Genomic DNA, 14,492 nt, shown 5'->3' on the forward strand with positions numbered 1-14,492 from the left:
GGGTACTATACGTCGTAAAGAGATGTCGAATCAGCGGGTGACGGCGGGCGAGGAGGCGTCGGAGACCAGCTTGCGCGGGGCCCCGGACCCGTCCGCGGGCACCGACCACACGGCGTTCTCCAGCCCGTACAGGATCGTGTGGTCGTCCTGCCAGAGCGCCTGGTCGTCGACGCTGCGGGTCTCGGCGAGCGCGGTCTCCCGCATCGTCTTGAGGTCGAGCACGGACAGCCGCCAGACGCCCTCGCCGACCTTCTTCTTGAACGCGATCCGCGTTTCGTCCGGCGACAGCGACGGGCATTCCACGTTCTCCCGCAGCGCTTTGCCGCGGTAAGTGTCGTAGTCGCCTTCGATCAGGTACGTCTTGCCCTTGGTGCCCAGCGTCGAATAGAACCGCTTGCCGTCCTTGGCGAACGTGATGCCCCAGTAATTGACGTCCGCGGAGAAGTACCGCTTCCCGCCGACCAGGACCGGCAGTTCCTCGATCGTCTTCTCCAGCTCGCCGTTGTCCAGCTGGTAAATCCCGGCGCGGGTGGAAAACCCGGTAGCGGCATAGGAATCGCCGGTGACGAACACCGTCCAGTACACCCGTTTGCCGTCCGGCGAAACCCGCGCCCGGCTCGGCGTCCCCGGCAGGTAATCCTTGTGCGTCGTGGTGAAATTGCGGTCGAGAACGCTGAAGTCGCTGACCGCGGGCAGCGTGCCCGGCCGCACCGCGAGGCACATCCCGGTCGACGCGGACACCGCGAACCGATCGCACTTCAGGTCGCTGAACTTCGGCGCGGCACCAGGATCCGCGAGCGGAACGACGCCGACGTTGCCCGTTTTAGTGCTGCGAAAGAACAACTGCCCGGGCGCGAGCGAAAGGTGCTCGACTTTCCCCGGTTCGGCCGGACTGGGCCGCGCGGCAACGGTGTACACCACCGCGGCCGCCGCGAGCACCACAGTTCCGACCACCGCGAGAAGGACTTTTTTCATTTGCGCACCGGCCTTGCGAAAGCGGCGCCGAGCGCCACGACAGCGAGCGCTCCGGCCGCCACGAGGACCGCGGGCTGGAGATCCCACAAGGTCCAGGCGAGTCCGAAGAGGACAGACGAGAGCATCCGGGCGGCCGCCTGTCCCGTTTGGACCACGGCCAGCCCGGTCGCCCGGAGATCGGCGGGCACCAACGGTCCGGCGGCAGCCATCAGCACCCCGTCGGTAGCCGCGTAGAACACGCCGTGCAGCCCCAACGCGAGAGCCGCGAGCCAGAATCCGGACACCGGCCCGCACAACGCGACCAGCGCGGCGACCAGCGCGACGTGCCCGCCGAGGAACACCGGCCAGCGCCCGATCCGGTCGGCCAGCTTGCCCAGCGGAACCGCCAGCGCCAAATACACCCCGGCGGTGCCGAGCGGCAGCAACGGGAAGAACGTCGCCGCGACGTCCCAGCGCCGCTGAAGCACCAGGTACACAAAGGAATCGCCGAGAGTCACGAATCCGAGCAGCGCCGCCCACACCGCCACGCGGCGGAAACCCCGCTCGCGCAGCAATCCGAAAGCGGCCTTCACGGACACCGCGGCCCGGTCGGCGATTTCCTGTTTATGGTCGCGGACGAACAACACGAGCAGCAGCACCGCGATCGCCGCGATGCAGAAACTGGTGAAGAACACCGACGTATAGCTGCCGAGGCTCAGCGCGAGCACGGCCATCGCGACGAGCGGGCCGAGGAACGCGCCGACGGTGTCCATCGCACGGTGCACGCCGAACGACCGGCCGAGCGTGTCGGGCTCGCTGCTGAGCGAGATCAACGCGTCGCGCGGGGCGGTGCGCAGCCCCTTGCCGGTCCGGTCGGCGGCGAGCACCACGCCGATCGCCGCGACCGACGAACCGGCCGCGACCAGGCCGAGCTTGCACACCGCGGACAAGCCGTAGCCGAACCCGGCGACCGCCTTGAGGCGGCGCCACCGGTCGGCCAGATGCCCGCCGAGCACGCGGACCACGGCGGTGGCTCCCGCGTAAAGCCCGTCGAGCAGGCCGAACTGCAGCGGGTTCAGCCCGAGGCCGAGCACCAGATACAGCGGGAGCACCGCGGTCACCATCTCCGACGAGATGTCGGTGACCAGGCTGACCGCGCCGAGTGCGACGACGTTCGCCGACACCCGGCGCAGGCCGGCCTTCCGCTCGGTGCCCGCCGCGACGTCCGAACTACGGCTTGTCGCGATGTACATGACCGGCCCCTAGTTGTGGCAGGTGTAGGTCGGGCTGCTGTCCTGGACCTTGCCGTCGAGACCGATCAGCTGCTCGGAGAAGGTGGTGTCGGTCATCGTCAGCTTCAGCACGCCGAAGGTGTCCTTGAGCAGCTTCGCCGTGGTGGGGTGCGCGGAGTGGACCGGGTACGGGTTCGCGCCGCCCATGCCGCCGATGATCTCGACCGGGCCCGCCGGGTTCGCCTTGCCGCTCGCGTCCTGCGGCACGAACCGCTCGTAGTGGTGGTCGTGGCCGTTGAGGACCAGGTCGACCTTGTTCTGCGCGAACAGATCCCACAGCTGCTTGGAACCGCGCTGGTCGCCGTGGTCGCCGGAGCTCCACCGCGGGTGGTGGTAGTACGCCGCGACGCAGCCCTTGGTGTTCTTCGCCAGGTCCTGCTTGAGCCAGTTCATCTGGTCGGTGTCCTTGAGCTCGCCGCCGTCCTTGTCGTCGACGAAGCCGTTGGAGTCCAGCGCGATGAAGTGCCAGTTGCCCATTTCCCAGCTGTAGTACCGTTTGCCGTTCGGGGTGGCGATCTTGCCGAAGTACTGCTCGTAGGCCTTGAACGGCGTGTCGTCGTCGTAGGTCTCGTGGTTGCCGGGGATCGGGTGCGTGATGCTCTTGAACTTGCCCCAGGTCTTGTCGTAGTAGTCCTTGAAGTTCTGCAGCTTCAGTCCGACGTCGTCGGAGTCGTACTGGTTGTCGCCCATGGTGATCACCGCGGCCGGGTTCATGTCCTGGACGAGCTTCGCGGTCTTCGGGTGGATGCAGCTGGAGCTGCTCGCGGTGCACTGCTCGGCGATGTCGCCGGCCGCGGCGAGCACGAAGGTGTTGCCCGCGGTCCCCGGCTTCGTGTGCACCTTGACCGCGCCGCTGACCGGCGAGGTGTTGCCGGCGGCGTCCTTGGCCCGGACGGTGTAGGTGTAGTCGGTGTCCGGCGAGAGGCCGTTGTCGGTGTAGGACGTGGTCGTGCTGGTGGCGACGGACTTGCCGTCCCGCAGCACCTCGTACCCGCTGACGCCGACGTTGTCCGTCGCGGCGGCCCAGGTCAGCGCGACGCTGTTCGGGCCGACCTCGCCCGCGGCGAGGTTCGACGGAGCGGTGGGCGCCTGGGTGTCCCCGGACGAGTCCGGCGTGCCGTACGCCTGAAGCTCCCACAGCGAGTAGCCGTACTTCGTGGCGCGCTCGGTGCCGACGAAGCGCAGGAACCGGCCGTGCCCGGACAATCCGGTGAGGTCGTCGGTGCCGCCGTCGCCGCTGGTGATCGTCGCGATCGACTTGAAGTTCTCGCCGTCGTCGGAGATCTCGATGCGGTACTTCTTGGCGTAGGCGGCTTCCCAGTTCAGCTTCACCCGGTGGATCGTGGCGGCCTGCCCGAGATCGACGCGCAGCCACTGGGCGTCGGCGCTGACCGCACTGGCCCAGCGGGTCTTGAGGTTCCCGTCGACGGCGTTCTCGCCGCTCAACGCGGACGTCTCGAGCGTGGACGTGCTGACGGGTTTTCCTTGGGACAGCAGCACATCTGCGGCAGCGGCGCTGGCGTCGCGCGCGGGCGAGACCGCGGCGGGCAACAGCACCACGGCGGCCGCCGGCAAGGCGAACCGGGCGATGCTTCGGACACGGGACGAGGACACGTCGCACTCCTTCGGGCCGGACGGGAACAGGGCGGCGGCGTTACGGTTTTGCGGCGTCTCGTTGCGTTAGGAAAGTTTCCTAACTAAAACGGCAGAGTAGCGGGCCCGGTTTCTCCCGACAAGCCCGGAACGGACGTGAAACGATCAAGACCGCCCGATCAGCGGAATGGCCCGCTGCTGGCTCCAGGGAAGTGCGGTGAAGGGAAAACCTGAGGGACGCTGGCCCTCACCGCCTGTCCGTGAAAGTGGCCCTCACGGAACTTCACCGCTCCAGCAGCCGCCGGACTTCCCGCACCGCCGCGCGCCCAGCCCGGTTCGCCCCCACCGTGCTGGCCGAAGGCCCGTACCCGACCAGGTGCAGCCGCGGCTCCGCGACCACGCGGGTCCCGTCCATCCGGATCCCGCCGCCGGGCGTCCGCAGGTGCAGCGGAGCCAGGTGGTCGATCGAGGCGCGGAACCCGGTCGCCCACAGGATGATGTCCGCGGGCTCGAAGCTGCCGTCCTCCCAGACGACCCCGTCGGGAACCAAGCGCGAGAACATCGGCCGCCGGTCCAGATATCCCGCCGCCCGACCGGCGAGCACCTGCGGCGTCACCGGCAGGTCCGTCACGCTCACGACGCTCTCCGGCGGCAACCCGGCCCGCACCCGCTGGTCGACCTTCGCCACCGCCATGCGCCCCCAGTCCTCGCTGAACTCTTCCTCGCGCCACACCGGCGGACGCCGCGTCACCCACACCGTCGAACGGGCGACCGGGCCGATCTCCATCAGCAACTGGACCGCCGACGTCCCGCCGCCGACGACCACCACGCGCTGGTCGCGGAACTCCTCCGCGCCGCGGTAATCCGCCGTGTGCAGCTGCCGTCCGGCGAAACTGCCGGGGTAACGCGGCCAGAACGGCCGGTCCCAGGTCCCGGTCGCGCTGATCACCGCACGCGCCGCCCACGTCTCCGCGGGCGATTCGACCACCAGCCGCTCCCCCGCGCGCCGCACCGCGGTCACGTCGACCGGACGGTGCACCGGCAGGTCATACGTCTTCTCGAAGCGCGCGAAGTACTCCGACACGGCTTCGCTCGCCGGCCGCGCCGGGTCCGGGGTCCCGAACGCCATCCCCGGCAGGTCGTGGATCCCGTGCACCTTCCCGACCACCAGCGACGGCCACCGGTACTGCCACGCGCCGCCCGCGCGTTTGCCGTGGTCGAGCACGACGAACCCGCGTTCGTTGGCGAATCCGGCCCGGCGCAGGTGATACGCCGCCGACAGTCCGGCCTGCCCGGCCCCGATCACCACGACGTCGGTCTCGTGATCCGCAGTGCTCATACAACGTTCAACAATTGCCCGCGCCCGGTATTTCCGGCTCAGACCGCCACGCGGTTCCGGCCGCCGTCTTTCGCCCGGTACAGCGCGGCGTCGGCGGACCGCAGCACCTCGTCAAGGGTGTTGCCCGCCTGCGGATAACACGCCACCCCGACGGACACGGAGAGTCCGCTGATCCGCAGCGGACCTCCCACCGAGACGGTCAGCTCCCCCACCGCGACCCGCACCCGTTCGGCGATCCCGAGCACGTCCGTGCCGCCGGTCGCGGGCAGCAGGACTACGAATTCCTCGCCGCCGAACCGGCCGACGGTGTCGCTTTGCCGCACCGAGGACTCGATCGCCACGGCCACCGCGGCCAGCACCTCGTCGCCGGTGAGGTGGCCGTACGTGTCGTTGATGCGCTTGAAGTGGTCGAGATCGATCATCAGCACGGCGAACCCGCTGCCCGCCCCGCGCCGCCGGGCCCGGGTGAATTCGCGGGTCGCCAGCTCGTGCCAGCCCGCGGTGTTGAGCAGCCCCGTCTTCTCGTCGGTCACCACCGCCACCTGCAGCTGCTGTTTCAGCAGGAGGTAGCGGTGCAGCAAGAACAACGGCGGCAACACGAACACCACGAGCACCGGCTGGTGGACGAACGCCAGCGCAGCGAGCCCGCCGAGACAGAGCGTCGCCAGCTCGAAGGCGTTGTCTTCCCAGGTGCCGACGAGGTCCGCGGGCGAGCGGCTGTTCGTGTACAGGTAGATGCCCGTCGCTACGAGCACCACGTTCACCAACTCGAAGACAGCCCCGGCCAAGGCGAGCGCGAGGACGCCGTACGCGGTGTCGAGCCGCGCTTGATCCAGACCGCCGATGGTCAACACCGCAGACGCCGCGAAGCACGACAGCATCGCCCACGCGGTGCTCGCGACGAAGCGATGCGCGGGCCGCGTACGCACGTGTCGCCACACTCGCAGCCACAGATGCAGGTACAGCACCAACGCCAGCAACGCGACCCAGGCCGGCGGAAGCAGGAACGCACCGGCGAGGTACCAGACGGACGTGACGTTGATGTGCGTCTGGCCGCTCATCCACCGCCGCAGCCGCTCGATCCGGCGCGACATTTCGGCCTGCGCGATGCCCAGCCCGACGAGCACGCCGAACGAGCTGACCTGCACCGGCCCGCCGAACCCGGTCGCGAGACCGGTCACCGTGAGCGCCGCGGCGAGGGCCTCGCACCCCATCGCGTAGCCGATCCACCGCCGCCGCGCGACCGCCCACATCGCCCAGCGCGGCGGCCAGCCGCGCCAAGCCGTCACCGCGTCGCGCACCCCGATGGGGACAGGTGCCTGCGTCACGGGCGCCCCCACGCGAAATTCGGCCTACGGAAGTTGCCCAGGGTAGCGGGTCCACTCCGAAGCTAGCCGAACCGAGCGAAAACTCGCCCGCGAACTGCCCGCCGGGCACGCTCTGGGTAGAGCGAGCGGGCGTTTCCCGGGCCGGTCAGCGGCGACGCAGCTTCCGCACCACGGCCAGCACGATCAGCAGCACGACCGCGCCCGCGGCCACCGGAGCCAGCCGCTTCGCGACGGACTGCCCCGCGTAGTCGAGCAGGTCGATCGCCTCGGTCTCGCCGGTCGAACCGCCCGCCGGAACGCTCCGCAAGTGCGGCTTCTCCTCGGCGACCGGCTTCTCCTCGGGCTTCTCCTCGGCCGCGGGCTTCTCCTCGGGCTTCTCCTCCGCCTTCGCTTCCGGAGCCGGCGCCGCTTCGGCCGGGGTCTCCAGTGAGGCCGCGAGATTCCCCGCGAAGGTGTCGAGGATCTTGCCGCCCACCTCGGAGATCAGGCCGCGCCCGAACTGCGCCGGACGTCCGGTGATCGCCAGGTCGGTGGCGACCGCGCCGTGCGTGCCGCCGTCGCGTTCGGTGAGCATGAGGGTCACCGTCGCCGCCGCGGTGCCGCCGCCGCGGGCGTCCTTGCCAGACGCCTTGATGACGACCTTGCGCGCCGCCTCGTCCTTCTCCAGGAACTCGCCGGTTCCCTTGTACAGCAGCGAAATCGGACCCAGCTTGACCTTCACCGTGCCCGCGAAGGTGTCCCCCTCCACCTTGGTGAGCGAGGCGCCCGGCATGCACGGGGCGACCCGCTCCGGGTCGATGACGGCCTGCCAGACCTCCCCGATCGGGGCGGGGACGGTGAATTCGTGGTCGAGCCGCACGGGCCGACCTCCTCTCCTGCACACTGCTTCGAGCCGTTGCCGTCCACCTTACGGCCGTCTCCGGCGAAGCGTTGCCGCGAAGGACTCCTTGGGGGAAGCAGAGTCCCCCAAGGAGTCCTTCCCGGCCGGTCAGCTCAGGCGCCCACCGCCGCCGCGACGGCACGCCCAGTCAGCACCCGCGCGAGATGCTGGCGGTACTCGACGTCGGAATTGCCGTCCGCGACCGGGTTGGTGCCCTCGGCCGCGTGCGCGGCGGCCGCCCGGATCGTCTCCGCGTTGGCCTGCGCGCCGAGCAACGCCTGCTCCACGCCGGTCGCCCGGACGGGGGTCGCGCCCATGTTCGTGAGCGCCACCCGGGCTTCCTCGATCACGCCGCCCTCGGTGCGCACGGTGGCCGCCACCGCGCACATCGACCAGGCCTGGGCGACCCGGTTGAACTTTTCGTAGTGCGCCCGCCAGCCGGTGTGCTTGGGCAGCCGCACCTCGACGAGCAGCTCGTCCGGGGCCAGCGCGGTGGTGAAGTAGTCCTGGAAGAACTCCGCCGCGGGCACCGTGCGCCGCCCGTCCGGACCGGCCAGCACCAGCTCGCCGTCCAGCGCGAGCACCGGGGCCAGCAGGTCCCCGGCCGGGTCCGCGTGCGCGATCGCGCCGCCGAACGTGCCGCGGTGGCGCACCTGCGGGTCCGCGACGGTGTCGGTCGCTTCCTTCACCAGCGCCGCGTGCTCGGCGATCAACGGGTCGCGCTGGACCTCGTAATGCGTCGTCATCGCACCGACCACGAGCGCGTCGCCGTCCTCGCGCACGCCGCGCATTTCGGCGATTTTCCCGAGGTCGACCAGCGTGGTCGGCGCGGCCAGCCGCATCCGCAGCACCGGCAGCAGGCTTTGCCCGCCCGCGAGCACCTTGGCGTCCTCGCCCGCCGCGGCGAGCGCCTGCACGGCTTCGTCCACCGTGGACGGAGCGACGTAGTCGAACGGGGCCGGGATCACTGGGCACCTCCGGAGGCGTCGATCGAACCGAGACCGCCGCCGGCCTCGCCGCCGGGTCCGCCGGCGTCAGCGGCGCCGCCCCGCACCGCGTTCCACACGCGCATCGGCGTGAGCGGCATTTCGATGTCGTTCACCCCGAAGTGGCGCACCGCGTCGACCACGGCGTTGACCACGGCGGGCGTCGAGGCGATCGTGCCCGCCTCGCCGACTCCCTTGGCTCCCAACGGGTTCGTGGTCGACGGCGTTTCCGTGCGGTCCGTGGTGAACGACGGCAGGTCGGCCGCCGAGGGCAGCAGATAGTCGGCGAACGTGCCGGTGGTGAGCGTGCCGCTCTCGTCGTGGACGGCCTCCTCGAACAACGCCTGCGCGATGCCCTGCGCGAGCCCGCCGTGCACCTGGCCTTCCACGATCAGCGGGTTGACCACCTTGCCGACGTCGTCCACGCAGACGTACGAACGCAGTTTCACCTGGCCGGTCTCAGTGTCCACTTCGGCCGCGCACAGGTGCGTGCCGTGCGGGAAGGAGAAGTTCTCCGGATCGAAGGTGGCGTCGGAATCCAGCGACGGTTCGACACCGTCCGGCAGGTTGTGCGCGGCGAACACGGCGAGCGCGACGTCCTGGATCGTCGTCGACGAATCCGTGCCCTTCACGGTGAACTTGCCGCCGGAGAACTCGAGGTCGTCCTCGGAGCATTCCAGCAGATGCGCGGCGATCGGTTTCGCCTTCGCGACCACCTTCTCCGCCGCCTTGACGATCGCGATGCCGCCGACGACCAGTGACCGCGAGCCGTAAGTGTCAAGGCCCTTGTGCGAGGACTGCGTGTCGCCGTGCAGCACCTCGACGTCCTCGAAGGCCACACCGAGCTGGTCGGCCACGATCTGGCTCCACGCCGTCTCGTGTCCCTGTCCGTGCGCCGACGCACCCGTGGTGACCTCGACCTTGCCGGTCGGCAGCATCCGCAGCGACGCGTATTCCCAGCCGCCAGCGCCGTAGTCGAGCGAACCCAGCACCCGCGACGGCGCGAGCCCGCACATCTCGGTGAACGTCGAGACCCCGATGCCGAGCTGCACCGGATCGTTCGCCTCGCGGCGTTCCTTCTGCTCGCGGCGCAGCGCGTCGTAGCCGAAAAGCTCCTTCGCCTTTTCGGTCGCGGCCTCGTAGTTGCCGGAGTCGTAGGTGAGCCCGCAGACCGTGGTGAACGGGAATTCCTCGTGCTTGATCCAGTTCTTTTCGCGCAGCTCGATCGGGTCCATGCCGAGCTCGTCGGCCAGCTCGTCCATGATCCGCTCGATCGCGAACGTCGCTTCCGGACGGCCCGCGCCGCGGTAGGCGTCGGTGAGCGTGGTCGTGGTGAACACGTTGGTGCAGGCGAAGTGGTAAGCCGGGATCTTGTAGATCGCGTTGAACATGAACGCGCCGAGGATCGGCACGCCCGGCCCGACCAGGCCGTTGTACGCGCCGAGGTTGGCGAGCAGTTCGACCTTGAGCCCGGTGACCGTGCCGTCGGACTTCGCCGAGATCGTGATGTCCTGGATCTGGTCGCGGCCGTGGTGCGCGGCGAGCATCGTCTCGGACCGGGATTCGTTCCACTTCACCGGTTTGCCGAGCTTGTTCGCGACGAGCACGGTCATCATTTCCTCGGGCAGCACGCCGATCTTGCCGCCGAACCCGCCGCCGACGTCCGGCGCGATCACGCGCAGCTTGTGCTCCGGGATGCCGAGCGTCAGCGCGGACATCACGCGCAGGATGTGCGGCACCTGGGTGGCCGACCACATGGTCAGCTGCGCGCCGGTCGGGTCGACCACGCACGCGCGCGGCTCCATGAACGCGGGCACCAATCGCTGCTGGCGGAACCGCCGCTTCAGCACGACCTCCGAAGAGGACAGTGCTTCCTCGACGTTGCCGCCAGTGCCCGCCTCGGCCGAGTCGAAGACCCAGAACGCGTTTTTGTTGCTGCCGAGTTCCTCGTGCACCAGCGGCGCGTCCTCGGCGAGCGCGGCTTCGAGGTCGAGCACCGGCGGCAGTTCGTCGTACTCGACCTCGATCGCCTCGAGCGCGTCATGCGCCTCCGCCGACGACCGCGCGACCACCACAGCCACGCCCTCGCCAGCGAAATTCACCCGATCCGCCGCCAGCACCGGACGCCGCGGCGCAGCCATGTCCGGCGTGATCGGCCACGCGCACGGCATGCCGATCGCCCCTTCGGGATCGAGGTCAGCAGCGGTGTAAACGGCGACGACCCCGGGCGATTCCTTGGCCGCGGACGTGTCGATCGAAACGATCTTCGCGTGCGCCAGCGGACTCCGCAGCACCGCGAGATGCAGCATGCCCGGCAACGCGATGTTGTCCGTCCACCGAGTACGCCCGGTGATCAGCCGCTCGTCTTCCTTGCGCCGACGGGACTTTCCTACCTCGGGCTCGATCGTGGCAGTCATCATTCACCACCCACGCCGACGTGGTTGGCCTGCTCGATCTTCTCGGCTTCCGGCCCCGCACCAGGACTCATGTGCTTCGCGGCGGCGCGAACCGCCTTCACGATGTTCTGGTAACCGGTGCAGCGGCAAAGATTGCCCTCGAGCCCCTCGCGAACGGCCTGCTCGTCGGGGTCCGGGTTGTCCGCGAGCAGGTCGATGGACTGCATGATCATGCCCGGCGTGCAGAACCCGCACTGCAATGCGTGATTGTCGTGGAAGGCTTGCTGGACGGGGTGCAACTGACCGTCGCGGGCCAGCCCCTCGATGGTCGTGACCTCGCATCCGTCGGCCTGCACGGCGAGAACGGAACAGGATTTCACGCTGTGTCCGTCGAGATGGACGGTGCACGCGCCGCAGTTGCTGGTGTCGCACCCGACGACGGTGCCCACCTTCCCGACGCGTTCCCGTAAGTAATGGACGAGCAGGGTGCGCGGCTCGACGTCATCGGTGTATTTCGTGCCGTCGACAGTGACGGTGATGCGCATCAAAGGCCTCCAAGTGCAAATGCCCGCCAGCCCTCCCGGCGGAGGCGGCGGGCCGGTTCGGGAACGGCCAAGGCGCGATGCGTGATCGGCCTCACAGGGGAGCGTGCTACGCCTTTCGCGCGCGGACAAGTCCTGATGTCACACGTCGGTTCTGCCGTTCCGCAAGTGCGGGTTTGTCGCGCGTTTCGAGACGCAGTTGCGTGAAGCCGGACGGGTGATTTTTCAGCCCCGCCCTAGGCGGTGGATCTTCCCGGGGGGACGAGGTTTCGGGTCGGGGGTTCACCGGTTTCGTTGCTGGGCTGGGGTTTCCCGGTGGATTGCGTGGTCGGGCTGCACCAGCCGCCGGTCTCGCGCCTCGCAGCAGCCGGTCAGCTGCCGAAATACTCAACTGCGCCGCCTGCCCGGATCTCGCTCTTGCACCGGGATCTCCCTCTCGCACCGGCCAACGATCCCGGCACGCACGGCGTCTGACGAACTCAGCTGTCCCGCCTCGCCAGCGCCACTCCCGGATCCCCCAGCTGCGCCAACCACCGGCCCCCGCAGCATCCTGTGAACCGCCGGACTACCCAGCAACCCACCTCACCGGCGCCACTCGAGAATCCCCAACCGCATCAGCCATGGCCCTTCGCCCGAGAAGCATTCCGCGAACCGCCGGGCCGCCCAGCAGCCTGCCCCATCAGCGCCACTCCCGAATCTCCAGCCGCGCCAACCCACGGACCCCTGCCCGCACAGCATCTCGCGAACCGCCGGACCACCCAGCAACCCACCTCACCGGCGCTACTCCCGAATCCCAACCGCACCAGCCGCCGGACCCCGGCCGAGAAGCCTCCCGCCAAGCCGCCGGACCATCCAGCAACCCGCCCCACCAGCGCCGCTCGAGAATCCCAGCCGCCGGTCCCGGCGCAAACGCTTGCTGCTCGCCGCCGTCCGGTCAGCTGTGGATCCGCCCGCTCAACGCCGCCAGCCGCTGCCCGGTCCCGCTCCAGCGCAGCGCGATGATCTCCGCCGCGATCGACACCGCCGTCTCCTCCGGCGTGCGCGCGCCGAGGTCGAGCCCGATCGGCGACGACAGGCGTTCCAGCTCGCTCTCGGTGATCCCCGCCTCGCGAAGCCGCGCGAACCGGTCGTCGTGCGTCTTGCGGGAACCCATCGCGCCGACGTACCCGACGTCGAGCCGCAGCGCGACCTCCAGCAGCGGCACGTCGAACTTCGGGTCGTGCGTGAGCACCGCGATCGCCGTCCGCCCGTCGATCCGGCCCGCCTCGGCCTCGGCCTTCAGATAGCGGTGCGGCCAGTCGACGACCACGTCATGTGCCTCCGGGAACCGGCTGCTGGTCGCGAACACCGGGCGCGCGTCGCACACCGTCACCTGGTACCCGAGATAAGCACCCATCCGTGCCATTGCGGCGGCGAAGTCGATGGCACCGAACACGAGCAGTCGCGGCGGCGGCTCGAAGGAGTTCACGAAAACCGCCATGCCCTCGCCGCGCCGCTGCCCGTCCGGTCCGTAATGGAGCGTGCCGGTGCGTCCAGCGGCGAGAAGCCCGCGCGCGTCGTCCGCGACCGCGTCGTCCATCCGCGACGAGCCAAGGGACCCCTCGACCCGGTCCGGCCACACGATCATGTGCTCGCCGACCAGCCCGGGCGTCTCGTGCTCCACGATCGTGACCACCGCGACCGGCTCGCCGCCGCGCACCGATTCGACGACGCGCTCCAGCTCCGGCATCGATTCGCGGTCCACCGGCTCGACGTAGATGTCGATGATCCCGCCGCAGGTGAGCCCGACCGCGAAGGCGTCGTCGTCGCTGACCCCGTAGCGCTGCAGCACCGGCTTCCGCTCGGCTACGACCTCGTTGGCCAGCTCGTACACCGCGCCCTCGACACAGCCGCCGGACACGCTCCCGACGACCGTGCCGTCCGGCGCGACCATCATCGACGCGCCCGGAGCCCGCGGCGCCGACGAGAACGTGGCCACCACCGTGCCGAGCCCGACCGTTTCGCCCGCCTGCCAGCGGCGGTACACGTCGTCCAGTACGTCACGCATCGGCAATCTCCCCGAGGAGTCGTTCCAACGTCGCCAGGCTGTGCCCGGCCAGCAGCCGGTCGATGTGCGGCAGGGCGGCCACGATGCCGGATTGGACCGGAGCATAACCCTCGTGCCCTGCGTGCGGATTCACCCAGAATACGGCGTGCGCGAGACGGCGCAGCCGGCCAAGTTGTTCGGCCAGCAGGCTGACGTCGCCGCGCTCCCACCCGTCGGAGAACACGGTGACTACCGCGCGTCGCGCGAACCCGCGTTGTCCCCAACGGTCGAGAAACACCCGCAACGTCTCGCCAAGCCGTGTCCCACCAGCGAAATCGGGCACCGCGGTACCCGCGGCGAGCATGGCCTGCTCCGGATCGCGCTGCCGGAGCTGCCGGGACACTCGCGTCATCCGAGTGCCCAGCGTAAACACCTCGACCGACATCGGCGCCGCTCTCGCGACGACGTGCGCGAACCGCAGCAACGCGTCGGCATACGGGCTCATCGAGCCGGAAACGTCGATCAGCAAAACGACTTTCCGCGCCCGCGTCCCCCGCCGATGATGCGCCAGCCGAACGGGCTCGCCACCGGACGCGAGCATCGCCCGGAGAGTCCGCGCCGGATCAAGCGCACCCCGATGCGCAGCCGTCCGCCGCGCCGCTCGCCGACGAGGCAGCACGGGCCGCAACGTCGCCAGCAACTCGCGCAAATGCGCCCGCTCGGCCTTGATGAGCTCAGCGAGATCCCGATGCCGCAACACCTCGTGATCGCTCGCCGCGACCCGCAGCGTGTCGTGAGATTCCTGGGTGCTGTCCCCGTCGCCGCCGGCCGCGACGAGCGGAGCGATCCGGGCCTGCTTCCGCACCGGAGTCCCCGACGTCGCCTTTGGGCTCTCGTCCCCCTCAAACCACCGTGCGAACGCTTCCTCGTAGCGAGGCAGGTCGTCGGGGTCGGAGCAAAGGGTCAACCGCCCGACCCAGTACAGCTGCGTGGGACGAGCGACATCGACTTTCGCCACGGCGGACAGGTAAGCCTGCACCCGCCGCGCGTCACAGGCGACGCCCGCCTCCCGCAACGCCGCCGCGAACCCCGCATAACCAGCAAGCGGGTCAGCGACTTCGGTGCTCATGCTCCCCATTGTGACCCCCACCCGGGA

General features: G+C 69.6%; 11 protein-coding genes. All 11 read right to left on the reverse strand.

Annotated features, from left to right (window positions below; all coding sequences use genetic code 11):
* Window positions 1-30: 30 nt before the first annotated feature.
* The 11 genes from F9C11_RS39810 to F9C11_RS39860 all read right to left on the reverse strand — a co-directional run bounded on the left by F9C11_RS39810 (window position 31) and on the right by F9C11_RS39860 (window position 14,465).
* Window positions 31-975, reverse strand: a complete 945-nt coding sequence (locus tag F9C11_RS39810; RefSeq protein WP_409182488.1) for a hypothetical protein — start codon at window positions 973-975, stop codon at window positions 31-33.
* On the reverse strand, window positions 972-2,207 hold the full coding sequence (locus F9C11_RS39815) for an MFS transporter (RefSeq protein ID WP_409182489.1): 1,236 nt from the start codon (window positions 2,205-2,207) through the stop codon (window positions 972-974). The genes F9C11_RS39810 and F9C11_RS39815 overlap by 4 nt, the downstream gene beginning before the upstream one ends.
* Window positions 2,208-2,216: 9 nt before the next feature.
* The gene (locus F9C11_RS39820) at window positions 2,217-3,860 is read right to left on the reverse strand and encodes a discoidin domain-containing protein (protein WP_409182490.1); all 1,644 of its coding nucleotides are present in this window, start codon (window positions 3,858-3,860) and stop codon (window positions 2,217-2,219) included.
* 262 nt (window positions 3,861-4,122) lie between these two features.
* The gene (locus F9C11_RS39825; RefSeq protein ID WP_409182491.1) at window positions 4,123-5,178 is read right to left on the reverse strand and encodes an NAD(P)-binding domain-containing protein; all 1,056 of its coding nucleotides are present in this window, start codon (window positions 5,176-5,178) and stop codon (window positions 4,123-4,125) included.
* Window positions 5,179-5,216: 38 nt separating this feature from the next.
* Window positions 5,217-6,431, reverse strand: coding sequence for a diguanylate cyclase (locus F9C11_RS39830; protein WP_409187080.1), 1,215 nt, complete (start codon window positions 6,429-6,431; stop codon window positions 5,217-5,219).
* 220 nt (window positions 6,432-6,651) lie between these two features.
* Window positions 6,652-7,365, reverse strand: a complete 714-nt coding sequence (locus F9C11_RS39835; protein ID WP_409182492.1) for an SRPBCC family protein — start codon at window positions 7,363-7,365, stop codon at window positions 6,652-6,654.
* A 134-nt stretch (window positions 7,366-7,499) separates the two neighbouring features.
* On the reverse strand, window positions 7,500-8,354 hold the full coding sequence (locus F9C11_RS39840; protein ID WP_409182493.1) for an FAD binding domain-containing protein: 855 nt from the start codon (window positions 8,352-8,354) through the stop codon (window positions 7,500-7,502).
* Window positions 8,351-10,789, reverse strand: a complete 2,439-nt coding sequence (locus F9C11_RS39845) for a xanthine dehydrogenase family protein molybdopterin-binding subunit (protein WP_409182494.1) — start codon at window positions 10,787-10,789, stop codon at window positions 8,351-8,353. Before F9C11_RS39845 ends, F9C11_RS39840 begins: the two co-directional genes overlap by 4 nt.
* Window positions 10,789-11,313 carry a (2Fe-2S)-binding protein gene (locus F9C11_RS39850; RefSeq protein ID WP_409182495.1) on the reverse strand — a complete coding sequence of 175 codons (525 nt, stop codon included), beginning with the start codon at window positions 11,311-11,313 and terminating at the stop codon, window positions 10,789-10,791. The genes F9C11_RS39845 and F9C11_RS39850 overlap by 1 nt, the downstream gene beginning before the upstream one ends.
* 931 nt (window positions 11,314-12,244) lie before the next feature.
* On the reverse strand, window positions 12,245-13,357 hold the full coding sequence (locus tag F9C11_RS39855) for an XdhC family protein (RefSeq protein WP_409182496.1): 1,113 nt from the start codon (window positions 13,355-13,357) through the stop codon (window positions 12,245-12,247).
* On the reverse strand, window positions 13,350-14,465 hold the full coding sequence (locus F9C11_RS39860) for a vWA domain-containing protein (protein WP_409182497.1): 1,116 nt from the start codon (window positions 14,463-14,465) through the stop codon (window positions 13,350-13,352). Before F9C11_RS39860 ends, F9C11_RS39855 begins: the two co-directional genes overlap by 8 nt.
* Between the last annotated feature and the right edge of the window lie 27 nt (window positions 14,466-14,492).

Source organism: Amycolatopsis sp. VS8301801F10 (assembly GCF_046195355.1).
Taxonomy (GTDB): Bacteria; Actinomycetota; Actinomycetes; order Mycobacteriales; family Pseudonocardiaceae; genus Amycolatopsis.